Source organism: Acinetobacter sp. LUNF3 (assembly GCF_022699605.1).
GTDB classification, from domain to species: Bacteria; Pseudomonadota; Gammaproteobacteria; order Pseudomonadales; family Moraxellaceae; genus Acinetobacter; species Acinetobacter johnsonii.
The window spans coordinates 1,133,523-1,158,471 of the sequence record NZ_CP093968.1 but is presented as its reverse complement, the minus strand read 5'-3'; the positions used below and the strand labels follow the sequence as shown (position 1 = coordinate 1,158,471).

The 24,949-nt window shown below is 40.7% G+C and carries 21 protein-coding genes, 1 other RNA gene and 2 pseudogenes; 8 read left to right on the top strand and 16 right to left on the bottom strand.

What is annotated here, in order from left to right:
• Positions 1–167: 167 nt before the first annotated feature.
• The 9 genes from MN200_RS05625 to MN200_RS05585 all read right to left on the bottom strand — a co-directional run bounded on the left by MN200_RS05625 (position 168) and on the right by MN200_RS05585 (position 8,063).
• A complete protein-coding gene (locus MN200_RS05625; RefSeq protein WP_010326333.1) occupies positions 168–1,412 on the bottom strand; it encodes an FAD-dependent monooxygenase in 1,245 nt (414 codons plus the stop codon).
• Positions 1,409–2,617 (bottom strand): 2-octaprenyl-6-methoxyphenyl hydroxylase, encoded by a 1,209-nt coding sequence (ubiH, locus tag MN200_RS05620; RefSeq protein WP_205666903.1) that lies wholly within the window; start codon positions 2,615–2,617, stop codon positions 1,409–1,411. Before ubiH ends, MN200_RS05625 begins: the two co-directional genes overlap by 4 nt.
• A gap of 382 nt (positions 2,618–2,999) precedes the next feature.
• On the bottom strand, positions 3,000–3,440 hold the full coding sequence (locus tag MN200_RS05615; protein ID WP_234303834.1) for a hypothetical protein: 441 nt from the start codon (positions 3,438–3,440) through the stop codon (positions 3,000–3,002).
• Between the two features lie 11 nt (positions 3,441–3,451).
• Positions 3,452–4,075, bottom strand: a complete 624-nt coding sequence (locus MN200_RS05610; RefSeq protein ID WP_242760271.1) for a hypothetical protein — start codon at positions 4,073–4,075, stop codon at positions 3,452–3,454.
• The gene (locus MN200_RS05605) at positions 4,076–4,258 is read right to left on the bottom strand and encodes a hypothetical protein (RefSeq protein ID WP_242760270.1); all 183 of its coding nucleotides are present in this window, start codon (positions 4,256–4,258) and stop codon (positions 4,076–4,078) included. It lies immediately after the preceding gene.
• A gap of 3 nt (positions 4,259–4,261) precedes the next feature.
• The gene (locus MN200_RS05600; RefSeq protein ID WP_242760269.1) at positions 4,262–4,816 is read right to left on the bottom strand and encodes a PAAR domain-containing protein; all 555 of its coding nucleotides are present in this window, start codon (positions 4,814–4,816) and stop codon (positions 4,262–4,264) included.
• A gap of 137 nt (positions 4,817–4,953) precedes the next feature.
• On the bottom strand, positions 4,954–5,880 hold the full coding sequence (locus tag MN200_RS05595) for an aminoglycoside phosphotransferase family protein (RefSeq protein WP_242760268.1): 927 nt from the start codon (positions 5,878–5,880) through the stop codon (positions 4,954–4,956).
• 147 nt (positions 5,881–6,027) lie between these two features.
• On the bottom strand, positions 6,028–7,350 hold the full coding sequence (gene pepP / locus MN200_RS05590) for a Xaa-Pro aminopeptidase (RefSeq protein ID WP_242760267.1): 1,323 nt from the start codon (positions 7,348–7,350) through the stop codon (positions 6,028–6,030).
• Between the two features lie 80 nt (positions 7,351–7,430).
• Positions 7,431–8,063 (bottom strand): UPF0149 family protein, encoded by a 633-nt coding sequence (locus MN200_RS05585; protein WP_004980864.1) that lies wholly within the window; start codon positions 8,061–8,063, stop codon positions 7,431–7,433.
• A gap of 64 nt (positions 8,064–8,127) precedes the next feature.
• Between MN200_RS05585 and MN200_RS05580 the strand changes: the two genes are divergently transcribed.
• The 7 genes and pseudogenes from MN200_RS05580 (at position 8,128) to MN200_RS05550 (ending at position 13,377) form a co-directional block, all read left to right on the top strand.
• On the top strand, positions 8,128–8,679 hold the full coding sequence (locus MN200_RS05580; RefSeq protein WP_125274663.1) for a hypothetical protein: 552 nt from the start codon (positions 8,128–8,130) through the stop codon (positions 8,677–8,679).
• Positions 8,680–8,681: 2 nt separating this feature from the next.
• Positions 8,682–8,966: a cell division protein ZapA gene (locus MN200_RS05575; RefSeq protein ID WP_004694243.1), complete on the top strand. Its 285-nt coding sequence runs from the start codon at positions 8,682–8,684 to the stop codon at positions 8,964–8,966.
• 99 nt (positions 8,967–9,065) lie between these two features.
• Positions 9,066–9,247, top strand: a non-coding RNA gene (gene ssrS / locus MN200_RS05570) — 6S RNA.
• A 140-nt stretch (positions 9,248–9,387) separates the two neighbouring features.
• Positions 9,388–10,104 (top strand): integrase arm-type DNA-binding domain-containing protein, encoded by a 717-nt coding sequence (locus MN200_RS05565; RefSeq protein WP_242760266.1) that lies wholly within the window; start codon positions 9,388–9,390, stop codon positions 10,102–10,104.
• Positions 10,105–10,208: 104 nt separating this feature from the next.
• Positions 10,209–10,757 carry a tyrosine-type recombinase/integrase gene (locus MN200_RS05560; protein WP_242760264.1) on the top strand — a complete coding sequence of 183 codons (549 nt, stop codon included), beginning with the start codon at positions 10,209–10,211 and terminating at the stop codon, positions 10,755–10,757.
• A gap of 599 nt (positions 10,758–11,356) precedes the next feature.
• A complete protein-coding gene (locus MN200_RS05555) occupies positions 11,357–12,088 on the top strand; it encodes a Fic family protein (RefSeq protein WP_125274661.1) in 732 nt (243 codons plus the stop codon).
• Positions 12,089–12,444: 356 nt separating this feature from the next.
• Positions 12,445–13,377: pseudogene (locus MN200_RS05550) on the top strand (IS5 family transposase).
• A 324-nt stretch (positions 13,378–13,701) separates the two neighbouring features.
• On the opposite strand, the gene MN200_RS05545 reads toward MN200_RS05550, so the two are convergent.
• From MN200_RS05545 to MN200_RS05515, 7 genes and pseudogenes are all read right to left on the bottom strand, one after another.
• Positions 13,702–15,423: a biotin carboxylase N-terminal domain-containing protein gene (locus MN200_RS05545; protein WP_178928727.1), complete on the bottom strand. Its 1,722-nt coding sequence runs from the start codon at positions 15,421–15,423 to the stop codon at positions 13,702–13,704.
• Positions 15,423–17,006, bottom strand: a complete 1,584-nt coding sequence (locus MN200_RS05540) for an urea amidolyase family protein (RefSeq protein WP_125274560.1) — start codon at positions 17,004–17,006, stop codon at positions 15,423–15,425. The genes MN200_RS05545 and MN200_RS05540 overlap by 1 nt, the downstream gene beginning before the upstream one ends.
• 34 nt (positions 17,007–17,040) lie before the next feature.
• Positions 17,041–17,847 (bottom strand): putative hydro-lyase, encoded by an 807-nt coding sequence (locus MN200_RS05535; protein ID WP_125274561.1) that lies wholly within the window; start codon positions 17,845–17,847, stop codon positions 17,041–17,043.
• Positions 17,840–18,622, bottom strand: a complete 783-nt coding sequence (locus MN200_RS05530; protein ID WP_125274562.1) for a 5-oxoprolinase subunit PxpA — start codon at positions 18,620–18,622, stop codon at positions 17,840–17,842. The genes MN200_RS05535 and MN200_RS05530 overlap by 8 nt, the downstream gene beginning before the upstream one ends.
• Before the next feature lie 35 nt (positions 18,623–18,657).
• A pseudogene (locus tag MN200_RS05525) lies at positions 18,658–19,912 on the bottom strand (NRAMP family divalent metal transporter).
• A 345-nt stretch (positions 19,913–20,257) separates the two neighbouring features.
• Positions 20,258–21,169: a LysR family transcriptional regulator MumR gene (gene mumR, locus MN200_RS05520; protein ID WP_004694273.1), complete on the bottom strand. Its 912-nt coding sequence runs from the start codon at positions 21,167–21,169 to the stop codon at positions 20,258–20,260.
• Positions 21,170–21,511: 342 nt separating this feature from the next.
• Entirely contained in the window at positions 21,512–24,469 is a 2,958-nt protein-coding gene (locus tag MN200_RS05515) for a heavy metal translocating P-type ATPase (RefSeq protein WP_242760262.1), read from the bottom strand.
• An 82-nt stretch (positions 24,470–24,551) separates the two neighbouring features.
• Between MN200_RS05515 and MN200_RS05510 the strand changes: the two genes are divergently transcribed.
• The gene (locus MN200_RS05510) at positions 24,552–24,947 is read left to right on the top strand and encodes a MerR family transcriptional regulator (protein WP_242760260.1); all 396 of its coding nucleotides are present in this window, start codon (positions 24,552–24,554) and stop codon (positions 24,945–24,947) included.
• Positions 24,948–24,949 lie beyond the last annotated feature (2 nt).

Below are 24,949 nucleotides of genomic sequence, written 5' to 3'. Positions count from 1 at the left end.
CCCCACAAATGACATTTTAGGTTCCCATGAATTACTGGTTTCCAATTATGTTGAAATTTAACAAGCTCTCAGCCTTTCGCATAGTCTTATTCAACGGAAAATCGTATCTTTTTTAATCAAAATCGTAATCTTATTTTACGACTGGCTAAAAAATAACACTTCCTTTCTTACACAGCATAACGCGTCTCTTTGAGCAACCCTAAACCATTGGCCTGTGCCATAAAAGCATCTTTTAATACAGGCAATTTTTCAACCTGTTTCAAACCAAAGTTTCGCGCCCATACCACAGGAAAGAGTTGTGTGGTTTCCATCCAACCGATGGCAGACATACTATGCATCATGGCATCATTTTGTCCTTTACGGCGGTGTTCATAACGCTTCAGTGTTTGCTCATGTGCCCACACGCCACGTGCTAGATCATGTAGTAATACATCACACAGTACAGCCGCATCAAGACAACCAATATTCACCCCCTGTCCTGCTAAGGGATGAATCACATGAGCCGCATCACCAATTAAAGCCAAGCCCGCTTTAACATATTGCTGTGCAGCACGTGCTTTGAGTGGGAAAGTGGCACGCGGTGTTGCTTCCAACACTTCGCCTAACATATGATGACTTTCTCGCGTTAACAGCTGGGTAAATTCAGCATCTGAAAGTGCAGCATATTCTTCTGCATAATCATCGGGGAGCGTCCATACGATAGACTGCCAATGCCCTGCTTGCTCTGGTTTTAAACTCGCCATTGGTAAAAATGCCAAAGGCCCCGTTTCTAAAAAAATCTGACGTGCAACGTGTTGATGAGGCTGTGCAGTGCGAATGGCACAGCTTAAACCAGCCTGTTTGTAGTCCAGCACATCGATATCGATAAACGCTTGTTCCCGTACAAAAGAGTTTGCACCATCTGCACCAATCACCAGTTTGGTTTTCAACACCGTACCATCGGCCAAATGGATATACCATAGCCCAACACCTTCTTCGACACGCGTAACTTTAACTTGGGTGCGGTAATCGTTGAGTACAGCAAGCATCTGCTGTTGAATCGCTAAATTAAGCAAACTTGGCTCAACCATAGAACCGAGGGCTTGTTCGCCATGTGGTTCCTGCTTGGACGCATGACCAAAGTTAATTTCACCATAGCCATTTTTATTCCACACCTGCATGCCACTATACGGCATCTGGCGGGCAATTTTATCCCAAACATCGACGGTTTTAAGTAGGTGTATCGTCGCTTGACTGAGTGCCAAGACACGTGGGTTTGCAACACTTAAGGTCTTGTGCTCATCTAAAATAGGTGCAGCATCCAATACGGTAGCTTGCACACCGCCTTGTGCCAAAAGCAAGGCGGTCAGTCCACCAACCAAACCACCGCCAATAATCACCACATCTAAAACATCAGTTTGAACATGACTCATGCTTTTAGCCCCATGGCATAGTTGGCAACGAGTGGTTTAATGCCTGGAATCGTATCAAACGCGACCAAACCAGTATTACGAATAAATTTTAAGATTGGATTGCTATTGCTAAAGCCTCGTACCACCGAATCACAGAACTTAATTACGCGTTGTTGATCGGTCAAACGTGAAGCCTCATAGGCTTGCAGCATTACGGCATCGCCCAAGTCGGCATTTTGCGCAATTTGCTCCGTTAAATAACGTACTAAGACGTGCGCATCTCGCATACACAGGTTAAAACCTTGCCCCGCAACGGGGTGAATGGTATGCGCAGCATTGCCCATTAAGACCACTCGTCCTACGGCCTGCTTTTCTGCTAGTACTTGTGATAATGGAAAGCTAAAACGCTTACCTGTTTTTTGAAACTTTCCTGCACGGTCGCCATAAGTGTCTTGTAAGGCATCTAAGAAATGTTGGTCATTTTCATCGCCCAACCATTCACCTTCAGTGCCTTTTTTCACAGGCCAAACTACTGAACGACGGTATTCTCCCGGAAGAGGTAATAGTGCCAATGGTCCTAAACTACTAAAGCGCTCGAAACCCACATGGTTGTGCGGTTTTGAAGTTTGTACTGTAGTGACGATAGCGACCTGATCATAATCATGTTCTGAAGCACCAATTCCTAAGGCTTTACGGCAGAATGAATCACGTCCATCTGCAGCAATGACGAGTTTTGCTTGCAATGACAGTTGTTCTTCTCCACGACTCGCGTCTATGTAAGCCATATCGGCATCTTGGGTCAGTTGGGTGACTTGTACACCATCAATCAACTCAATGAGTGACTGTTTTTGAACTTCCGTCAGTAGCACACGACCGAGCCATGCATTTTCGATGACCTGACCGAAACTTTCGACTTTTTCTTGTTCTGCTTTAAGGCGCGCCTTACCAAAGCTACCTTGTTCGGTGATATTTACTTCTAAAATAGGTGTTGCATGTTCTTGTAACGCTCTCCATAAGCCTAGTTCTTGGTAAATTTGGACTGTACGACGTGACAAGGCGCTGTTTCTTGCATCAAAGCTAGAGTGGTATGGCGCAAGGTTTTCATCATCATAATTTGGGTATTTGATCGCCTCTAAAAGCTTCACCGCAATGTTTTGTTTGGCTAACATCAACGCCAGACTGAGTCCGACCATACCACCACCGACTATGATGACTTCTTGTTGCATGCTTCTATCCTTTTTATGGCGTACCTAAAGTCAAAAACTTCAAATACCTATAAGTTTTAATGGATTTATATTACATCAAAGATTTTCTTTTTTATAATGAAATGGATGTTTTTACGTACTTTCACCGTAAAGTGTCATGTCATGATTTCTGAAAAGACAATCTTTTCGATTTTCATCAAAACTTCTTCAGGACACTGTTTAAATAGACTTATAAGAAATGTGCAACTTTAAACAAATAATGATCATGAAAAATGAATAATACATAAAAAAGCCCAACCACTTCAGATTGAGCTCTTCAAAAAAACATAAGCAATTGAATTTAAAATGTAATTCAAAGGATTACGTATAAGGTGTATTATGTTATTTTTAGAAAAATTTAACATTATTGACATGACTTTATAGCCTCTTCTCTGTCCTTAAAATTTATTAAGTTATTATTTTTCAAACAAAAAAAGTTTATAAATTCATATTGTCTGAAATTTTTTTCACTTTTTAGTTCAATTCTAATTTGTGTCTCTAAAAAATCTGATTTCAAACTATTTTTTGAAAAGCAAAAAACATGTTTACTTTCTTTTTGGCTGATGTTTTTTAGACTTCTTTCATAAATTTGTTTTGATAATTCATCATTAAAGTTTCCGTTGATACTCTTAAAAGACGTATCGAACATGGAAAAATCGATAGCCTCTTTAATTTCTTCAGTTTTCAATGCACAAATATTTATGCCATCTACAATTTCGTATTTGAAATAGTCCACACGTTTTTCTTTACAACCAATTAATGATAATGATGAAAACACTAGGCTTAAAAAAATTATATATTTCATTAGGATAAAGTTCAGTAAATTAAGAAAAGTAATGGAACTACCGGAATTAAAGTAATATTTGAGACTAATTGATATCCTACAGGATTATTAATGATTGGTTGCATAACCTGTCTTATGTATTGTGCGTTATTACTTCTATGATTCCGCCAAGCGATACTAAAATTGATTTCCTTATAACCTTCAATTATTCCAAAATAATCAGCGACTATATTCGCTTGTTGTTCAGGATTCAATTTTTTAAAGTCAGTATCTTTTGTTAAGCTATAGTCATAAGGATCATATACTGAGTCAGGTAAAGTCCACTCTAATGTTTGTAATACTGCTCCTCTACTCAGTACATTCATGCCTTTTTGAAATTGCCAAACATGAGTCATTTCATGAATGAAAGTGAGTTTGGCTCTTATTCTTAAATCACTACCATTCACTCTGATTGGATTTTCTTGAAATTGAGGATTGGAAAAATCGTCTTGATAAATATCAGATCCTGTTAATCCATCAGGATAGTGAGCATGCCCTCTTGGTGTCATAGGAACTTGCTGCTTAGGTAAAAATGCTTTGTTTATTATTTTAACCTTACTATAATCCATTGAATCTTTAAATATTTTTCTGCACATAGCTATTTCGCCAGCAGTCATTCATCTATATTTCTTTGATTTATCTTCTCGAATAACAACTTTAGATTTTACCGTTTTATTTGTTATGATTTTATCAGTTACGAACCTAATTACTGATTTCCCCGATGGTAAATCGGGCATATTAGGCAATTTAAATCCTGGAATTTCCGGTAAGTGTAAATCAGGTACAATTTTAAAATCCATTTATTATGCTCCACAAGAACAAGATTCGTTACAATTACTATCAACAATTAGATCGATAGAAACTATTGCTAAAGCTGATTCAGTTTTTAATCTTTCAGTATTGCCATTTCTATCTGTCATACCATTGAGCGTAGAACCATCTTCAAACGTGACTAAATACTCAACATTTGCATATGGTTCACCGTTAGCATTTTCTAATTGTATTTGTTCATCATAAAAATGATTTTTATCATCAATAAAACTACTCGAGAGAGGTGCTGTTGTGTTTAAACTGGATCCACCACTCCCTAATCCATTACTCATTACAGCTAAATCAGAAATTTTTAAATATTTTGATCCACAAGTAGAGGTATCACCAACAGCAACAATACTTTTTCCACCAACAATCATAAAACCTTGATTGGAAGCAATTGCACGTGATTGAACCTTACATTTAGGGCAAAAATGAGTCATACCATCAAGATGTACTGCCTTACCTTCGACTAAAAAAGATGAGTCACCTAAAACAATGATTCCACCATGATCTGTTTTACAACTTACTGTGATTAATGCTTTCATTTATAATTTGATTATTTATTAATAATGATCACATTAAAGCATAAGAATTAAACGATACAAAATTCCAATAAATACCCTGAATATAGAGTCTATTTAACATAATGGCGCTTATACGCAACAACAGTATTAGAATTCAATCAAAGTGCTTCTAGCTCCTTTAGCACAATTCTCAACGTTCGAATTGCGGAAGCACGAAAAACAGCATTTGTCCCATCAGCAGAAGGATTTTTATCTGTCCAAGCGATTGCTGCAAGACATTGAATGCCAACATAGAATAGAAATTTCATTTTAGGCACAGTCTGCTTATACGTACATTCCCAACCCTCTAAAAAAGCATTTCGTAATTCTAAATCAGAGAAATCTATATCCACCCAAATAATTTTAGCTAAATCATAGACCGCATCTCCAATACGAGCAGCGTCGAAGTCTATAATACCCGAAATTCGATTTTCACTGTCTACAAGGATATTTCGACCTATATAGTCACAATGCAGTAAATGAAGCTGTGTCGGCTCACATATCGCTTTAGCGTATTTTCGTAACTCATTCAATTGGTCGCAAAACTCATGATAATCAGATGACAATGGATTTATACGTGACATCCATTTTGAGATCATTAATTCTAATTGTTGCTTCCACAATACCCAATGTGTTGATAAGCCATCACGATCTTGCCAGAACCTCATATTCAATATGCGCGTTTGTGGAAGCGCACGATGAAGTTCGCCCAAAGCTCGTCCTGCATTCCCAAGCAAAGAGATTTTCTGTACCCGCGTACAATTTTTTAATACTTGATCGACTTGCCTACCTTCTATGGCACTCATGACAAGGATAGAAGAACCTTCCCATTCAAACTTATTTAATACATTTGGGGTTAGTGGAAATTCTTTGAGAGCTTCTAAGATTTCACAGTAACGATCATTAGCCGTTTGAATATTTGCTATTTTGATAAAGACTTCTCCTTGAGAGGATTGCCCTTGATACACCGATGCCCCATTTCGCTGTGTAACTAAATCTAACGTCTTTACCTGAATCCTATGCTTTAAATCAGATAAATCTTTCATGCTGCCTAATTTCTGATGTGAATAAAAATGATGATGAAATAACTAAAATTTTTTATTTATAAAATATTGTAGGCCTCTATTTAACATAAACACCTTATAAAAAATAAAAGCCGATCTCATGATCGGCTTTTATACAGTAAATTATATTTATCGCGCCATTAACGCTTCAATCTCTTCTACCGACTTCACCACTTTCGCAGTCAAATTCAGTGGACCGTTTTGGGTTGCTACGATGTCATCTTCAATACGAATACCAATGCCACGCCATTTCGCATCAACCGTTTCATCATCAAGTGCAATGTACAAGCCCGGTTCAACCGTCACCACCATGCCTTCTTCATAGGCACGCCACACACCTTCTTGCTTATATGAACCAACATCATGCACATCCATACCGAGCCAATGTCCTGTACCATGCATATAAAACTGACGGAAACTTTCCTTTTGGATAATCTCTTCAATATCACCTTGCATAATCCCCAGATCAAGTAGACCTTGGACTAGAATGCGCACAGCAACATTATGTGGTTCTTTATACGAGTTGCCTACACGCACTGCGTCAATTGCAGCAAGTTGTGCATCGAGAATTACATTATAAAGAGCTTTTTGCTCAGGGCTGAACTTTCCGTTGACGGGAAAAGTACGGGTGATGTCTGAAGCATAATATTCATATTCACACGCTGCATCGATCAGCACCAAATCGCCATCTTTTAGCTCTTTATTGTTCTCTACATAGTGCAAAATGCAAGCGTTTTCACCACCACCGACAATGCTGTTATACGACGGTACGCAGCCATTTTGACCAAACACATAATTCAGCTCAGCTTCTAGAGCATATTCCATCATACCCGGCTTAACAGTTTGCATGGCACGAGTATGAGCTTGTGCAGAGATATTAGAAGCCGTTTGCATCAATTCAATTTCTTGTGCTGATTTAAACAAACGCATTTCATCTAAAATACGATCGAGCTGTATCACTTGCGCAGGTGCAGCAGTCCCACGACGTGACTCACCATTGGCCGTCGTGATCCATTTTGCTACGCGCGCATCAAATTCGGGCTGTTGCCCAATACGATAGAATAATTTTTCTTTGCTTAAGAGTTTTTCAATGATTTCTTCATCTAACAAATCTATCGCATACGCTTCGTCAGCTTCATAGTCGTCTACCGCACCATCCACACCTGCGCGGTAACCATTCCAGATTTCCATCTCGCGGTCACGTTCACGGCAGAACAAACTGTAGCTGTACCCGTCTTCATCGTCTTCGGCAAAGGTTTCAATAACCGCTACGGCTTCGGGCTCAGCAAAGCCAGTCAGATAAAAGAAGCTGCTATCGGTACGGTATTTATAGTCTGCATCACGATTACGCATCGCCACTGGACTGGTTGCGATAATGGCAATACTGTTCGGCCCCATTTGTTCAGCCAAACGATCACGGCGTTCCTGAAAATCCACTTGCGTTAGTTTCATGTTTGATCTGTCTTTTTTATACCAGAGAATATAAGTGCCACGCGCACCCTATCATGTACGCGCAGCAAATCTTATGCCAATCAGCTTGGGCGATGCGGCGTAAACATTTCTACAACATTGTTCGCTTCTGTTACAGAACGATCAATTTGTTGCTTGTTATGAAAGTGTTTAAGCAGAGAACTTTCCTCAACTGCAATCTTTTTGCGGCCTACAGATAAGCTCACAGGAATTAAACGTACGAACTCGTATAACTCTTGATAGCTCTCTTCACCCTCTTCATCATCATCGGTTTCTTCAAACTCAACTGCCGCCACATCTTGTAAATGTTCGATCAGTTCCATTTCATCTGGGCGAATATGACCCGACGCCAAACCAAAGCCCAGCACTACGCCTGCGCACCAATCCGCCAAAGCTTGTACACGGTCTGCCAGCGTATGGGTGTCATCGGGAAGTAACGGTAAATAGTCCAACTCATCGTCAGAAAGTGCATGTGCGACATCTTCTGCTTCATCGGCTAACAAAGCCAAAGCTTCTTCGCTTAACTCAGGAATTTCCAAAGTCGTGAGGATGTGTTGCCACTCTTCACGGCTCGGTGCCTGAGTTACACAAATGATACCTGTGAGTAAACCATGTAACTCACTTGGGCTAGAAATCTCTTCAATTTTAGAAAAATTTGGCTGCCATTCTGACCAACCTGAAATATCGTCTTGCATTCGTTTATCCAATCTCTATACTTCTTATATATTACCTTTGTTTGCAACACTGTGCGACCACGATATGTTAGAAGAATTACAGCGTCTACAGGCGCATATTGGCGTTTTAAAAACGCGACTTGCTCATTTTGAAAGTGAAAATAGCACTTTAAATGCAGCTAAACTGGATGCTGAAGAACAGCACCGTTCTCAAGTTGTGCAAAAAAATGGCTTAATTACCCAGAAGCAAGAACAAATTGACGATTTAACTGAGCAATTAAGCAACGCTCAGACCCAATATCAACACTTGAACACTGATGCGACTGCTTTGGCCGATCGGTATAGTCGTTTGGAAAAAAGTTGTACGGATTTAAAAAATCGCTTTCAGGAAATCTTGGCTGAACGTAATGAATTACGTGCAATTAAAGAAAAAATGAACAATGATCAGCGTCTAGCTCAGCAAGAAATCCAAGCACTTCAGCAAGAACGTGAAAGATTGTTACAAAAAAATGAGCATGCCAAAGCTAAAGTCGAAGCCATCATCCAACGTTTGGCTATTTTAGGTACAGAGCAAGATCATCACGCGCAAGAAATTCAACAACTTGCCCACCCTACTGAAGCTGGCGAGGAAGTTTAATCATGAGCGAACCAATTACCGTTGAATTACGTGTCTTAGGTCATAGCTTTCGTTTAGTCACAACGGAAAAAGAAAAAGCCGACCTTGAACGTGCAGCTCTGCTTTTAAATGATAAATATGATGAGTTTCGTCGTAAAGCGCCACGGGTAGAACCCAGTAAAATTATCATTATGGTGGCACTAGAGTTAATGCAAGAAGTGTTGTCGATGAATAAAACACTACAAGAGTATGCGCACGCAGAACGATTACTGGCAAATATTATCGATGACGTTGCGGAACTTGTTTAAACTCGACTTAATTGAATAAAGTATCAACACTTACTCCAGTTGTTTACAGTTCGTAGCGGTGTATGAGTTGCCATCAGCGTGAGATTCGTTATACTTAAGGCAACTCTGAGGTGTTCGCCAGCGGGTCTATTCCCCTGCCGATACTTAAACTTATGGATGTGTTCTGTATATTTAGAGTGTATGCCCACTTTCATGTGGGAAACCCAGCAAGTATACGTCGCGTCCACCTTGAACTCATCGGGTTCAGGGTAACGACATGCAGCGGCATCTTCGGAGTGTTTCTAAATGATTGTTTTATAACGATCATGAACAAAATTCTTCAAATCTCCACCAAATGAATTTTCATTTTTTAGATCTTTGTATACTCCATGTATACCCAAGTTCTATTCACTTATTCAGCGACTGCTGATAGGAAATGAAAATGTCCAATAAAAAAACACATATTACCCTTTCATTTGTTAAAGGTCTCATTAAACAACTAAGTGATCCTTATGCAGATGAATCCCTTAAGGATTCCAAACAATACTGTTTTGATATTCCAAGTGGGAAACAACTTTTTTTTCGTGATCTTAAACTGATTGGATTTGCTATCAGAGCGACTCGCCACTCTCTTGTATATACTGTTGAAAAGAAAATGCCAAATGGTGTTCCCTGCCGTGTCACTATTGGAGATCATGGTATTTTTACACCAGAAACTGCTAGACAGAAAGCAACCGAATATCTCCTTGAAATGTCCCAGGGAATAAACCCAAACGACAAAAAAGAACAACTACGCCAAAAAGCCTCCCAAGGACGATTAAATTATCAGCAAATCCCAACTTTGATAGATGCTTATAAACACTACATAGAAGCTAGAACAGAGCTAAAGCCAAATACAGTTGCTGTGTATGACAGAGATATGAGCTTGTACTTAAAAGATTGGCATCATTTAAAAATTACAGATGTAACGATGCAAATGGTCATAGTTAAGCATGCTGAAATTTCAAAAACCAATAAATCTCATGCAAATATTACGCTTAAATTATTTTCAGCTGTTTATAATTATCATCGCAAAAGATTGATTTGTAATGATCAACCAATTATTAAAGAGTTTAGCCCAGTTGCGATTCTGTATAGAAATGATCTTTTAATAAGCTAAAACCAAGAAAAACCTATATTAATAGTGAACAACAAACCGACTGGATTAAAGCGATTGTTGACAGCAAATGGCGTGGTCAAATATATGCTAATGAGTATGGTTATTTGAACCAAGATTTTCTTTTGACTTTCGTACTCACTGGATTGAGACGTAGCGAAATTGAGCAACTCGTTTGGGCTAATGTTGACCTAAAATTTGGAACTTTAAAAATTATTAATCCTAAAAATGGCAATGATTTACTTTTACCTTTAGGAAATATATTACTTCATATATTCAACCAGCGAAAAAAGTATTCCAATGGCTGTAAATATGTTTTCCCAGCATCAAATAATCAAACTCATGTAAAAGATCGGAGACATGTTCGCAATAAGATTTCTGAAACTACAGGAATTCCCTTCACATTTCATGATTTGAGACGAACTTTTACTTCTATTGCCAATCGTTGTGGAATTGGAATGTATACTGTTAAAGCTTTGATTAACCACTCCTATCAAGAAGATTCAGATATAACGGCTGACTATACTCAAATAGATGCTAGAGATTTGAGAGATGCTATGAATAAAATTGAAAATCATATTCTTTCGGAAGAAGTTAAAAGTAGGATTTTGACTCGAAAGTATGTGGTTAAAAAACCAAATAGAATACATATATAGCCAACTGAAATAATAAAAGTTGTGAAGAGAAATTCAAAAACGGCATGAGTTGAACTTATCAAAGTTCAACTTCATCAAAACCTATATAACACAAGCATATAAATTTCCCTATTTTTGGTTATTTCTCTTTGCTAGTTAATTATAGTCACTAAAATATGTCGCAGAAAAAAATGCATTTCCGGTATTCAGCAAGGGCAATTCAGATACTTGATATATAAACTGAGTAAAAATATTTTTCTTGAAATTGAGATTTGAACTCGGAGTTTTTCCCTCTTTTTATATGTAACAAGATATCTTCCGCGTGCAGACATAGTAACATAAGATACTATTCCCTCAGCGCGCACCAGAAACCATCAGTAGGCTATTGATAGTATTTAACTTTTCATACTTAAAGATTTTATTTACCGTATTAAATACCGTAAAAACTCTAATCAGATGTATGACATCAAATGCCTAATGATTTTATTTCCCACATACATGATTTAGATCTATCTCATTATTGTATCATATTCAATCTCTCATCTATAATACGTTATATCATTACGTTTTTAGATACTCCGTTTTTCATGTATCATTAATTAAGATTCAGGGTTCAGGGCATGTTTGAAAGTATTGATGATTTAAAGAAAAAATTAGATCAACATCGTCCTCTTTCTCCTGCAATTGTAAAAAATTTACAAGAAGATCTTATTGTCCGTTGGACATATCACTCAAATGCAATTGAAGGTAATACACTTACATTACTAGAGACCAAAGTCGTTTTAGAAGGCATAACTGTTGGTGGAAAAGCATTACGAGAACATTTCGAAGCAATCAACCATAGAAATGCAATTTACTATGTCGAAGACATAATTCGTAAAGAAGAACCTTTTTCAGAGTGGCAGATTCGAAATATACATCAACTTATTCTAAAAAATATCGATGATGAAAATACAGGACGTTATCGTCAACAAAACGTATTGATTTCAGGTGCTACAATCATCCTACCAGACTATACATTGCTAAATGATAAAATGGCTCAGTTAGTCGATTGGTACAACTCTCAGGCATATAAGCTTCATCCCATTGAGCGTGCAGCTAAAGTACATGCAGATTTTGTAAGCATCTACCCCTTCATTGATGGCAATGGGCGTACATCACGTCTATTGATGAACCTCGAATTGCTTAAAGCTGGTTATCCACCCTGTGTCATCACAGTTGAAAATCGATTGGCATATTATGAGGCATTGGATCAATGGATGGCTTACGGAAAAACAGAATCTTTTATCAAACTAGTTTCCGATGCTGTATTAGAAGGATTTAAACCGTATCAAGTTATTTTAGGTCTTTAAAGAAGCTCAGCTTGTACACAAAAAATATCAAATTTTGGGTGTAGGCAAGCCTGAATAGCCACCGAGTTCGATAGCTCCTTCAGCAACTGAAAAACTTAGCCTTTGACGACTTAATAACAATATGGGCAAGTTACTTACTTGCCCATATTTAATAGCTTTAATCTTTTAATTCATAGCAAAGTCTAAAGCCAGTTTTTCTACCTTTATATTTACCTGTAGAATCCAATACTGGAGTTGGTTTGGCAATATAGTTATAAAATCCCGTTAATGTTTTACAACAAACACAAGTTTTATTATTTAACGGCTTTGTTGCACAAACCTATCTGTAAAGGCTTTTTTAGCGATATAATTTTCAAATGAAGAAGCCTACACACAAAATCTACCGCACAACCAATTGGCCCGCATATAACCGAGCACTTATGAGTCGCGGAAATATTGCCATTTGGTTTGATCCTGCTACGCAATTGTATGCGCCATCAAAAGGCAAACAAGGGCGAAATCAAACCTACTCCGACGCAGCCATCCAATGCTGCTTAATGATTAAATCCTTATTCCGTCTGTCTTTACGTATGGTCACTGGCTTTGTGCAAAGTCTGATTAAACTTTGCGGATTAAATTGGACAGCACCAGATTATTCCACCATTTGTAGAAGACAAAAGCATATTGATATTGCAATCAGCTACCAAAAAAGTAGCGATGGGCTGCATCTACTCATGGACTCTACAGGCATGAAGTTTCTAGGTGAGGGCGAATGGAAACGCAAGAAACATGGACCTGAATTTCGTCGCCAATGGCGTAAACTTCATATTGGTATAGATGCTAAAACCCTGCAAATACGAGCAGTTCAGCTTACAACCAATAATGTCAGTGATTCACAGGTGCTTGGTGATTTACTTAATCAGATTCCACAAGATGAGCGGATTGACTCTGTTTATACCGATGGAGCTTATGACACCAAGCAATGCCGTCAGGTCATTGCAGATCGGCAAGGGCATGCGGTGATTCCACCTAGAAAAAATGCGAAACAATGGTAAGATACAAAGAGTAGCTCGCTAGAGCGAAATGAATTACTTCGAACAATTAAACGTTTAGGCAGGACACTATGGAAAAAATGGTCAGGCTATCATCGGCGAAGTTTGGTTGAAACTAAGATGCATTGCATCAAATTATTAGGAGATAAACTCAGTGCAAGGAGTTATGATAGCCAAGTGAATGAGATCCATGCACGTGTAGCAGTCCTTAACAGATTTACGGAATTAGGTCGACCACTTACCCAAGTTACGCCTTAAATTTGGCTCAATTAGGGGCGCTTTGCATTTCAAATCTTTGTGCAACAAAGCCTTAAAATAATAATTACATACATCGCTAATATTCTTTAATTTTTATTTTTCAAGGTTATCGCTTTCATCTTGTCTCCGAGCTACAGAACAAAATGATTATTGAATATCTCTTTAAATAACGCTTTTATTGGACTATTAAATCTTAATCGAACCATTTTTCCACTTCATTTGTCCATAAAACAAAGCTAACCAGCCCTCAACTTTTAAGAGTTTTCAAACAAAAACCTGACTTAGCTAAATGCTGCATCAGGTGCATTCACATGATTTATTTTTTTAGCAAATCGATCCAATAATATGCTCTGCGTGACAGGTCACCCCTTGCTGAACCATCAATTGAATCACTCCACTTTGATGTGCAAGTACAGGGACTTCCATTTTCATGGCTTCCATAATCGCCACCACCTGCCCCTCTGCGACCTGCTCCCCGTTTTCTACCTTCCAAGCGCTAATTACGCCATTGATTGGTGCAAGTAAGTGTTCAGCACTCACTGCTGTTTCTGTAGCTGGTTGGTCTTGAGACGTCATTGTAGGGTTTTGTGCAAACATACCCGCAGGTAAGCCTAAACGATGTAATTTCCCATCAATTTCAATATAACTGAGTAACATCGGCTGTTGATGATTCGGAATACTGCGTTTCGTTGGCTTTAAGTCCTGTTTAAAATCATTTTCAATCCAACGAGTATGAACATTAAATGTGGCGGTAAAATCAGTTTCATTTAATACTGCACGGTGAAAGTCTAAAACCGACGCAACCCCTTCAATTTTAAATTGCTTCAGCGCACGTTTAGCGCGAGCGATCGCAATTTCACGGGTTGGGCCTGTGATAATCAGTTTTGCCATAAGCGAATCAAAATGACTCGACACCAAAGAACCAGTACGAACACCTGTGTCTACACGTACCCCCTGACCAAATGGTGCTTCAAATAAACTCAATACACCAAAAGCAGGAATGAAGCCACGAGCGGGGTCTTCAGCATTGATACGAAACTCAATGGCATGCCCCTGCGCTTTCGGGGTTTCTTTGATTGAAAGTTCATGGCCTTGAGCCACGCGAATTTGCTCAACCACCAAATCGACTTTGGCCGTTTCTTCAGTAACAGGATGTTCCACCTGCAAGCGGGTATTAACCTCTAAAAATGAAAGCTTTCCATCACGGCTCAGCAAATATTCAACAGTACCCGCACCGACATAGTTGGCTGCCTGACAGATATTTTTGGCTGAAGTTAAAATTTCTTTATAAATTGCATCGCTGATAAAAGGCGCTGGGGCTTCTTCAACCAGCTTCTGATTACGACGTTGTAGCGAACAGTCTCGTGTACCTAAAACCACTACATTGCCATGTTGATCGGCAATCACTTGCGCTTCGACATGGCGTGGTTGATCTAAGTACTGCTCAACAAAACACTCACCGCGACCAAAAGCGGCTTGCGCTTCACGTACAGCCGAATCATACAGCTCTTTTACATCTTCCAGTTTCCAAACAACTTTTAAACCGCGACCACCACCGCCAAATGCGGCTTTAATCGCAATAGGTAAACCAAACTGCTTTGCAAACTCGAGTGCTTCATCAGCATTATTTAAGGGGTCTTGTGTACCTTGAACTAAAGGTGCACCCACTGAAGCAGCTATCTTACGTGCTTCAATTTTATCACCCAATTTTTCAATGGCGCTTGGCGATGGCCCGACCCACTTTAAGCCTGCATCAATTACGGCCTGTGCAAATTCAGCACGTTCAGATAAAAAACCATAACCTGGATGCACCATGGTCGCCTTGGATTTTTTAGCAACCTCAAGAATGGCTGGAATATTCAAATAAGTTTCACGTGCAGTTGCACCCGCTAAACCCCATGCTTCATCCGCCAGTTCGACATGCATACTGTCCATATCGTCATCGGCATATAACGCAACTGAGCGAATACCCATATCGCGGCAAGCATGAATAATACGAACGGCAATTTCACCACGGTTTGCAATTAATAATTTTTCAGTAGTCATCATTCATTCTCAAAATCTGTACATTCGGTCATTTTTTTAAATTTGATTTGGCAACCTGCTGGAATCTGTGCCACCAAATCCCAATGGTGCTTTGCCACAGCCGCAATGACGGGGTAGCCACCAGTTAAAGGATGGTCATTCATAAACAGTACAGGCTGACCACTGGGTGGAATCTGTAAGGCACCAATACAAGTTCCCTCACTTTCCAACTCATGGGTAATTTTGCGCTGCAACGGCTGCTCACCTGAAAGTCTCAGTCCAACCCGATTGCTTTCATTGGTCACAAGCCAAGCTTGCTGACATAAGCGCTCAATGCTCTCTGCTTCGAACCAATCCGTTCGCGGTCCCATCACAATGTCGAGCTCAACCACATCGCCTATTTCGGGCAAGTTCAACTTCGCAACTTCGGTGACACTGATATTTGAAACTTCAACCTGTCCTTGATAAACCGTATCCCCCATTTTTAGAGGTTCTGGTCCTAATATAGCCAAACTATCAAATGAGGCACTATTCAGCACAGACTGCACATCGATACCACCACGAATCGCCAGATAATTTCTCAGCCCTGCCGTCGGTGCTTGAATCTGAAATTCATCACCTTCATCAAGGGCAATCGCCTGATAACTTTCAAAGTCAGTCTTTTGGCCATCACTAAATTTCACGTGGATGTTTGAAATTGCTCCCGTAACCGAAATGACTGCGGACTGATGCATTTTGGCTTTCAAACCACCATTTAAAATTTCAATCACAGGCGTCGGAGTTGGGTTACCGACAATTCGATTTGCACTGTGCATCGCCGATACATCCATCGCCCCTGCAACACCAACCCCAATCTTGGTTTGGTTAAAACGCCCTTCATCTTGAATCAGCATCTGTAGGCTCGGTGCTGTTACCGTAAACAAAGGCATGGATTGTTTGGGCTCAACTGTACGAGTGACTTGTTGTGCTACCCTAACCGTGGTCGGTTGATGTGTGACATCTTCAAAATGTACCGTCATCCCCGGTAACAATAGCGCTGGATTTTTACGCTCTAGATCCCACATTTTTTCAGCAGTCGTACCGATCAACTGCCAGCCCCCCGGACTGTCTTTCGGGTAAATCCCAGAATATTGTCCTGCCAGTCCCAAAGAACCCGACGGTATTTTTTTACGTGGCACAGCTAAGCGAGGAATATCTGTAAAAGGTCGATCGGGACTGCTCATATAAGCAAAGCCCGGTGCAAAACCGATAAAAGCCACATTCCAAACACTTTGACGATGCTTCAAAATCACATTAGCAATTGAAAGCCCTTGTAACTCTGCAACCTGAGCAAGATCTTCGCCCGTATAGCAGATAGGAATAATCAGCTCTTGGACATTACGCTCAACGCCTGAACCAATTTTTACAGTCTGAATCGAAGCAATCAGTGTTTTAAAGGTGGTCTCGATTTCATTAAAAAAAACCAAAATCGTTTTTGCAGCAGGGACTAAGTCTTTAATTCCATTCAATTGCATCGTGTGCAATTTATTGTACAACGCCAATGTTTCCTCTAAGCTGGCAAGCTCTATGAGAAAACAATCCGCGTTTACCGATAAAAAACGCATGTGCCTATCCTTTTTAATTGTTCTTTAGTGCCGCTTAACCTATCCATGCACGATCAGGAATGTCGGTAATGAACATATGACCGGGTGCATGGCTTATGGCAAAAGGAATTTTTGAGTTCATCACCGCTGCTTGCGGGGTGACACCACAAGCCCAAAATACTGGAATTTCCCCAGCCTCAATACGTGAAGCATCACCAAAGTCTGGCTGATTCACATCACGAATGCCTAAACCTTCAGGATGTCCAATATGTACAGGCGCACCATGCACACTTGGCATCCGTGCTGTAATTTTAACGACATCCGCGATTTGATGGGATGGAATTGGGCGCATAGACACCACCATATTGCCCGAAATACGACCCGCAGGCTGACATTGAATATTACTCAAATACATCGGTACATTGGTCTGATCATGGATATGACGAACTTCAATACCGGCTTCTTGCAATGCAGTTTCAAAAGAAAAACTACAGCCAATTAGAAACGTTACCAAGTCAGGATGCGCATGATAAATGTCACTCGCATCCGTGACTTCATCGACCATTTCACCCTCTTTCCAGATGCGATAACGTGGAAAGTCGGTGCGTATATCTGAGTTTTCTGCCAGTCTTGTAGCATAAACACCTTCTTCTAACACGTCTAAAACAGGACAGCTTTGCGGATTGCGATGTGCATACAGCAGAAAATCATAAGCCCAATCTTTAGGCACCGAAATCATATTGACCTGCGTCATGCCCGCAGCCATACCCGCCGTTGGTTTGTCAAAGCCTGCACGGATTTTTAAACGTGCGGCTAAAGCGGCTTCAAGCTGCGCTGAATCGACTCGGATATCCTTATACATTGCGTAGTTCCTCATGCTTTAAGACAAAGGGACGAATTTCAATATGATGATTTAACAATTCAGCTTTAATCGCAGCCGACATCTCTAAAGCACCCGCAGTGTCACCATGTAAGCAAATCGTGTCCGCTTGAATAGGGGTAAATACACCATCAATCGACTCAACGCCGCCATTTTTCAACATAGACACCACACGGCGTGCCACAAAGGCTGAGTCATGTAAAACAGCCCCGTCCAAACGTCGTGAAACCAATGAACCATCACTGTTATAAGCACGGTCTGCAAAAGCCTCAGATACAACCTTTAAGCCTGCTGCACGTGCTTGATCAACCAAGTTGGAACCTGCCAGTGCCACCAAAACCAGTTCTGGGTTATACATCTTGATGGCATCAATCACAGCAGCAGCCTGAGCATGATCGTGTGCAATGGTGTTATACAGTGCACCATGAGGTTTCACATATTGAACATAAGAACCAGCCACTTTAGCTAAACCATCCAGTGCCGAAATTTGATACAGCACATCGGCAATCAGTTCATCACGCGACACATCCATATTACGGCGACCAAAACCGACGAGGTCTGGATAAGATACATGCGCGCCAATCGCGACGTTTAATTCAACAGCTTTACGCAGTGTCTTTAAAATCCCCAGCGGATCTCCTGCATGAAAGCCACATGCAATGTTGGCACTTGTCACTACGGGTAGAATTTGGTCATCATTACCCATTTTCCACGAACCAAAACTTTCACCTAAGTCACTATTTAAATCTACAAACATGGCTTAATTCCTTTATCACTTCACCGTCTACTGGCTTAAAGTTTGGTTAAATAATTAAAGACTGTGGTAAAGGACATATAGCCCATCCACCATGTCAACATACATGTGAGTACACCCAAAATAAGTAACCATTTTGGATAGTTATAATTCCCCATCATATCTTTACGGCAAGCAGCTACATAAACAAAAATCGTTAAACCGATTGGCAATACCAAACCATTAAAACCACCAACAAAAATCAACAGTCCAGCAGGAGTTGCGCCCAGTACGACATACAGCAATAAAGCTAAAGAGATAAATGTAATGGTGGTGTAGTTGGTTTGTTTTGGACTGAGGTTTTTCTTAAATGCAGTAAAGAATGAAACCGAAGTATAAGCAGCGCCAATGGTACTACTGATCCCTGCTGCCCAGAAAATCAGACCAAATAATTTATAACCAAAAGTCCCTGCGGCATATTGAAAAGCTTGTGCTGCTGGATTGGCATCATGGCTGGCTAAGTCAATGCTTGCACCACTCACCACTACACCCAAGAAAGCTAAAAAAAGCACATAACGCATGATGCCTACAACCACAATACCTTTGGTTGCAGCTCTTGCGACTTCATCAATATTTTCAGGGCCAACCGCGCCTTTATCGAGTAAACGATGGGCGCCTGCATAGCAGATATAGCCGCCGACCGTTCCACCGACAATCGTGGTGATAATGGCAAAATCAATCTGGTCGGGTGCAAACGTTTGATGAACAGCTTGGCCTACAGGTGGCATCACAATGACAGCAACAATGATAATCAAGATGATTTTGAGCAACCCCAAAACGATCATGCTTTTATCCATCGCCAGCGTGGCTTTTCTTGAAGCAAAAATTAAAATGGCTAAAGCACCACTTAAAATGCCGCCCCATTTGGTGTCTAACCCAAATAAGGCATTGAGACCTAAAGCCGCACCTGCAATATTACCAATACTGAAGAAAAAGCCACCCAAAATGACCAGAAAAGCCAGTAAATAACCACTGCCCGGCAAGGCTTTATTGGCAATATCCGAGGCACGCATTTGCGTCAGCGTCACGACACGCCAAATGTTTTGTTGAACCACATAATCAATCAAAATAGACACGAGAATGGCAAAGCCAAACGCCGCACCCAATTTCACAGTAAAGACCGCGGTTTGAGTGAGAAAACCAGGTCCCATGGCGGAGGTTGCCATCATGAAGATTGAAGCAACAATGGCCCATTGGCGATCTGATAAAAAAGAAGATTTTAATAAAGACATATTTAATGCGTTCCTCGTCCATTTGAGCTTAATAACGCTATTTTCAAGTTGAACCAAGAACATCATTTTGTTTGCAAATTCTGTTCTTAAATCCCTTTAACTGACAAAGATTCCCTGTTACCCAACCAAAGCCATGGTGGATCAAATCTTCTATTTGAAATAAGAACATAGGCAAGCGCGATGAACAATACGACTTTTTACATCCATTATTAAAACTAAATAACTGTATTTTATTATTTTTTATTTATTAAAAGTCTAATGATAAATTTTACTTATCATGCACGATAAGCTGCTTTTATAGTTTTTCAAACAAATTACGTTTTGAGATAAAAAAACAACGCTTGTCAAAAAGCTACATACGCCTCAATTATTTTTTAATTTTCTCAAGCAATCTTTTCATTGCGCTTTCAGAAACAGTGACTGCGACATCGGTTAATTTCTCTTTCAAGGCTGCATCATTTCCTTGCATATAAATCGAGGTGAAATGAAAGGTTTTGAGTTGGATCGGGGTATTTAAAATTTCCAAGCGACCATCGGTAATTTCCTTTAAGGCCGTTAAGGTCGGCACAACGGCGATCCCCAAACCTTGCTCCGCAAGACGCAATAAGGTCGCAAGCGAATAACTGGTAATTGAAAGCGGCTCGTCTAGTGCCTGCTCTTTCATTTTGGCCTTGAGCTCTTTATAGGGATAGGTAATTTTCGGATAGGTTAAAATGGTGTGAGACATCAATGCCTTAAACGACATTTGACCCACACCACCTTTAAAAGATGGAGCTGCCAAGAAGCTCAGTTCAAAGTCACACAGCGCCTGCTCTACACACTCGAAAGCCAAAGTCGGCCCCAGCAAAAAAGCCATGTCCAAATCCCCGGTACGTACACCTTCTTGCAAATTTGGGGTTAAATCCACCACAATTTCCACAGAAACTTTAGGAAACTCTTTTTGTACTTTTTCGATATATTCAACCAACCACGTATAAACGATGGTCTCGGAAACACCTAAACGAATTGTTCCTGTTAGATGCTGGTTTTCAGTCAGCTCAGCCACCAAATCGGTTTCCAAACGCATAAACTTTTCAGCATATTTAAACAGGGTCATGCCTTTATGGGTGGGTTTAAGCTGTCGAAAGCTGCGATCGAGAACTTTAAAACCTAAATCATTTTCAAGAGAGGTGATTTTTTGTGAAACAGCAGGCTGAGTCGTTTGTAATTTTGTGGCAGCCTTATTGAAACTATTTAAAGTCACAACCCAATAAAATGCTTCTAGATTTTTTAAATTCACCCTGAACCCTGCCTTTACTCCATCCCGCTTATAGTACGGCAGTTACTACTATTTTTTAAGTTCCTGTTTTATATAATTTCAAAATGACTCACAAGATGACGCTCATTAAAACTCTACCTCTTACCCAAATACATCTATTTTGTATCTATTACAACCTTACTCGGTCTAACCTGATCAAGGCCCTTTAAATTAAGTTGAATCAAAAAAGACGCTTGTAAAAAGCAATCTTTATTCGCGCTGCGCTTTATTCCATCACGAATCATCATAAAAAAAGCACCTTTGTTAAAAAGATGCTTTTTTAAAAACTCAACTTAAAAAGAGACCGTAAAAATCTAAAAGCGCTTATTTACTCTTCTGTAAACGTAAAGCATTTAAGACCACGGACAGTGAGCTCAGTGACATGGCCACCGCAGCGAACATTGGGGTGAGTAATAACCCTGTTAATGGATAGAAAATTCCTGCTGCGACAGGAACACCTAAACCGTTATACACAAAGGAAAAAGCAAGGTTTTGTTTCATATTCCGCACACCCAGTTTCGCCATATGTAGCGCATCAGCTGCACCACGAATATCACCTTTAACCAAAGTCACTTGTGCGGTTTGTTTAGCAATATCGGTTCCGTTCCCCATGGCAATTCCGACATTGGCTTGTGCCAAGGCTGGTGCATCGTTAATGCCATCTCCTGCCATCGCCACAATTTTACCTTGAGCCTGATATTTCTTTACAATATCCAGTTTTTCAGTTGGCGTACAGTTGCCATAGACTTGTTGAATACCCAATTCCTTAGCCACCAACTGGGCATTTTGTTCATGGTCACCTGTTGCCATGACCACTTCAATACCATCATCAATCAGCTGTTGAATGACTTGCTGCGCATTGGCCTTAATCGCATCGTGAATAGAAATATAAGCCAGCACTTCTTGGCTATTGCTTAAGAAACTGATCACATTGCCTGTCGTACGCTGCTGGTTCAACTGGCTTTGCAAAGTATCATCCAAAGTAATGCCGAGTTGCTCAAGCAGCTTTTGGCTACCAATATAGAGGGTTTGCTCGCCAATTTGCCCTTTGACGCCAAAACCAGTCACATCCTCAAAGTCTGCCACTTTAAGCAATTGCTGCGCTGGGACCAACTGTGTCAAAGTCTGGGCAATCGGATGACTAGAATACTGCTCAATCGAGGCAATCCACTGTTCCACTTGCGCTTGTTCCACATTTGGGCTGAGCAACTGAATTTCTTTAAGGCTTGGTTTACCTTCCGTCAGAGTCCCTGTTTTATCGACAATCAGCGTATTGACCTTACTTAAAGCTTCAATCGCCTCTGCATCTTTAAACAGTACCCCTTTTTGTGCCGCGCGCCCTGTCGTGGCCATGACCGACATCGGCGTGGCTAAACCCAGCGCACATGGACAGGCGATAATTAGTACCGCCACCGCACACATCAATGCCAAATCAAACTGGGCACCACCAAACACCATCCAAGCGACAAAGGTCAACACACTAATCAATAGCACAATGATGACAAAGTACTTGGCAAACACATCGGCCAAACGTTGTAACGGTGCTTTAGAACGCTGTGCTTCTGCTACCGTTTGAATCATTTTCGCCAAAGTGGTATTCGCCCCGACCGCCGTAGTTTGAATACGAATACTGCCTTGTTGATTGACCGTCCCGCCGATCACCGTGTCATGCACTTGCTTTTTCACAGGCACAGGTTCACCGGTCATCATGGCTTCATCGACATAGGTTTTGCCTTCAACCACCACACCATCCAGTGGGATCTGCTCGCCCGAGGAAATTTGTAAAATATCGCCTTGTTTGACCATACCAATATCAACTTCAACCACTTGATCATTTTGAACCAACTTGGCTGTGTTGGCTTGCAGTTTGAGTAAGGCTTTGAGTGAGTCTGCGGTCTTAGCACGCGCCTTTAACTCCATGATTTGACCGAGCAAACTTAAAGACACGATCATACAGGCTGCTTCAAAGTACACTGCAACGCCATGCCCAGTTTTGGCTTCCATTGGAATCACACTTGGGAAAATCGTTGCCACCACACTATAAATATAGGCCGCTAACACCCCAACACCAATCAGGCTCCACATATTTAAGTTGCGGGTTTTATACGAAGTCCAGCAACGTTCAATAAAGGGTTTACCTGCCCACAACACCACTGGGGTCGCGAGGACCAGCTCAATCCACGGCTGAATATGCGGTGAAATGAAACTGTGAATATGTGAACCCATCGCCAGTACAAACACGATCAACGTCAGTGGCAAGGTCATCCAAAAGCGATGGCTAAAGTCCACCAACTCTGGGTTGGGTGCATCATCTAAAGTCGGTTGCATCGGCTCGAGTGCCATACCACAAATTGGACAGGTACCCGGACCTTTCTGCACAATTTCAGGGTCCATCGGACAGGTATAGTCCATATCCGCAGCCCCTTCAGGTACAGGACGCTGATCGGGTGGAATCAGATAAAACTCAGGATCAGCCTTAAACTTATCTAAGCAAGAAGGATTGCAGAAATAATAGGTCTGTTGCTGATAATCCGTTTTTAACTCTGTATTCGGATCGACTGACATGCCACATACGGGGTCAATAAACTCAGCTGATCCAGACGGAGCACTATGTTCATGCTTTCCTCCACCACAGCAGCTACTTTTTGCAGCTTCTACTTTCGGCTTGGGTACACAGCAACTGGCTTTGGTGTCTGGTTCTGTTTGAGGCTTAGGCTCACAACAGGATGCTTTTTTCTCTGCCTCTTTCGGAGTTGAACCACAACAGCCCGCAGTAGAAGTAGACACCGATACTGCATCTTCAGTTTTTACATAAGCCTCTGGGGTTGCAATAAACTTTTGCAAACATTTTTCACTACAAAAATAGTAGTTCTGCCCCTGCCACTCGGTATGCGGTTTAGTTAAATCAGTTACGGTCATGCCACACACAGGGTCAGTAAATGTGGTCTTCTCTGCATCTGACACAGGTTTTGATCCGCAACCACAACCTTTGGAAGTAACTACAGCACTTTCCTCTTTCGCCTGAGATGAAGCATCGCTTATATCTGTTTTGGATTGACTACAACAAACACTGGGCGCTCTTTCTGATGTTAAGTAAGCCTCTGGATTGGCCGAAAATTTCTTTAAACAGCCTGAGCAACAAAACAAATAACGAACTGATTGATGCTCATACACATGAGGAGAGTCCTCTGCGACCGTCATCCCACAGACAGGATCGATATTCACCACCATCGGCGCTAATTTCTGTTTGGAACAGCAAGACGTTTTGTGTTGCTCACTCATTCTGACTCACCTTTTATTTTTTGATTGTGTTAGCATAAAGTCTGTACCTAGGTACTGAGTCAAGCCTTTTGGAGATTATTTTATGCTCACTATCGGCAAACTGGCAAAACACTGTCAGGTGAATGTGGAAACCATTCGTTATTATCAACGGATTGGTCTGATGCGCATTCCTGAAACCACGCAAAACTATCGCTACTATAGTCAGCAAGATATTGAAACGTTGAGCTTTATACAAAAAGGCAAAGATGCGGGCTTACAGCTCAGTGAAATTCAAGATCTATTGCATTTGCAACTGGATGATCGAGAAAAAGTCCGTGATGTGATTCAGCAACGGCTGGAAAAAATTGATCAACGGATTCAAGAGCTGAATGCTTTGAAACAACGCCTTTCAACTTGGGTGGATGAATGTAAAACCACGACAGATAGCTGTTGCCCTATTTTGCAAGAACTGAAAAAAGGTTCAACGATTGCACCATAAAC

Bases quoted from the DNA above. Each gene is read 5' to 3' on its own strand.
- MN200_RS05625 (WP_010326333.1), bottom strand. From the start codon at position 1,412: ATGAGTCATGTTCAAACTGATGTTTTAGATGTGGTGATTATTGGCGGT.
- ubiH (WP_205666903.1), bottom strand. From the start codon at position 2,617: ATGCAACAAGAAGTCATCATAGTCGGTGGTGGTATGGTCGGACTCAGT.
- MN200_RS05615 (WP_234303834.1), bottom strand. From the start codon at position 3,440: ATGAAATATATAATTTTTTTAAGCCTAGTGTTTTCATCATTATCATTA.
- MN200_RS05610 (WP_242760271.1), bottom strand. From the start codon at position 4,075: ATGACTGCTGGCGAAATAGCTATGTGCAGAAAAATATTTAAAGATTCA.
- MN200_RS05605 (WP_242760270.1), bottom strand. From the start codon at position 4,258: ATGGATTTTAAAATTGTACCTGATTTACACTTACCGGAAATTCCAGGA.
- MN200_RS05600 (WP_242760269.1), bottom strand. From the start codon at position 4,816: ATGAAAGCATTAATCACAGTAAGTTGTAAAACAGATCATGGTGGAATC.
- MN200_RS05595 (WP_242760268.1), bottom strand. From the start codon at position 5,880: ATGAAAGATTTATCTGATTTAAAGCATAGGATTCAGGTAAAGACGTTA.
- pepP (WP_242760267.1), bottom strand. From the start codon at position 7,350: ATGAAACTAACGCAAGTGGATTTTCAGGAACGCCGTGATCGTTTGGCT.
- MN200_RS05585 (WP_004980864.1), bottom strand. From the start codon at position 8,063: ATGCAAGACGATATTTCAGGTTGGTCAGAATGGCAGCCAAATTTTTCT.
- MN200_RS05580 (WP_125274663.1), top strand. From the start codon at position 8,128: ATGTTAGAAGAATTACAGCGTCTACAGGCGCATATTGGCGTTTTAAAA.
- MN200_RS05575 (WP_004694243.1), top strand. From the start codon at position 8,682: ATGAGCGAACCAATTACCGTTGAATTACGTGTCTTAGGTCATAGCTTT.
- MN200_RS05565 (WP_242760266.1), top strand. From the start codon at position 9,388: ATGTCCAATAAAAAAACACATATTACCCTTTCATTTGTTAAAGGTCTC.
- MN200_RS05555 (WP_125274661.1), top strand. From the start codon at position 11,357: ATGTTTGAAAGTATTGATGATTTAAAGAAAAAATTAGATCAACATCGT.
- MN200_RS05545 (WP_178928727.1), bottom strand. From the start codon at position 15,423: ATGACTACTGAAAAATTATTAATTGCAAACCGTGGTGAAATTGCCGTT.
- MN200_RS05540 (WP_125274560.1), bottom strand. From the start codon at position 17,006: ATGCGTTTTTTATCGGTAAACGCGGATTGTTTTCTCATAGAGCTTGCC.
- MN200_RS05535 (WP_125274561.1), bottom strand. From the start codon at position 17,847: ATGTATAAGGATATCCGAGTCGATTCAGCGCAGCTTGAAGCCGCTTTA.
- MN200_RS05530 (WP_125274562.1), bottom strand. From the start codon at position 18,622: ATGTTTGTAGATTTAAATAGTGACTTAGGTGAAAGTTTTGGTTCGTGG.
- MN200_RS05515 (WP_242760262.1), bottom strand. From the start codon at position 24,469: ATGAGTGAGCAACACAAAACGTCTTGCTGTTCCAAACAGAAATTAGCG.
- MN200_RS05510 (WP_242760260.1), top strand. From the start codon at position 24,552: ATGCTCACTATCGGCAAACTGGCAAAACACTGTCAGGTGAATGTGGAA.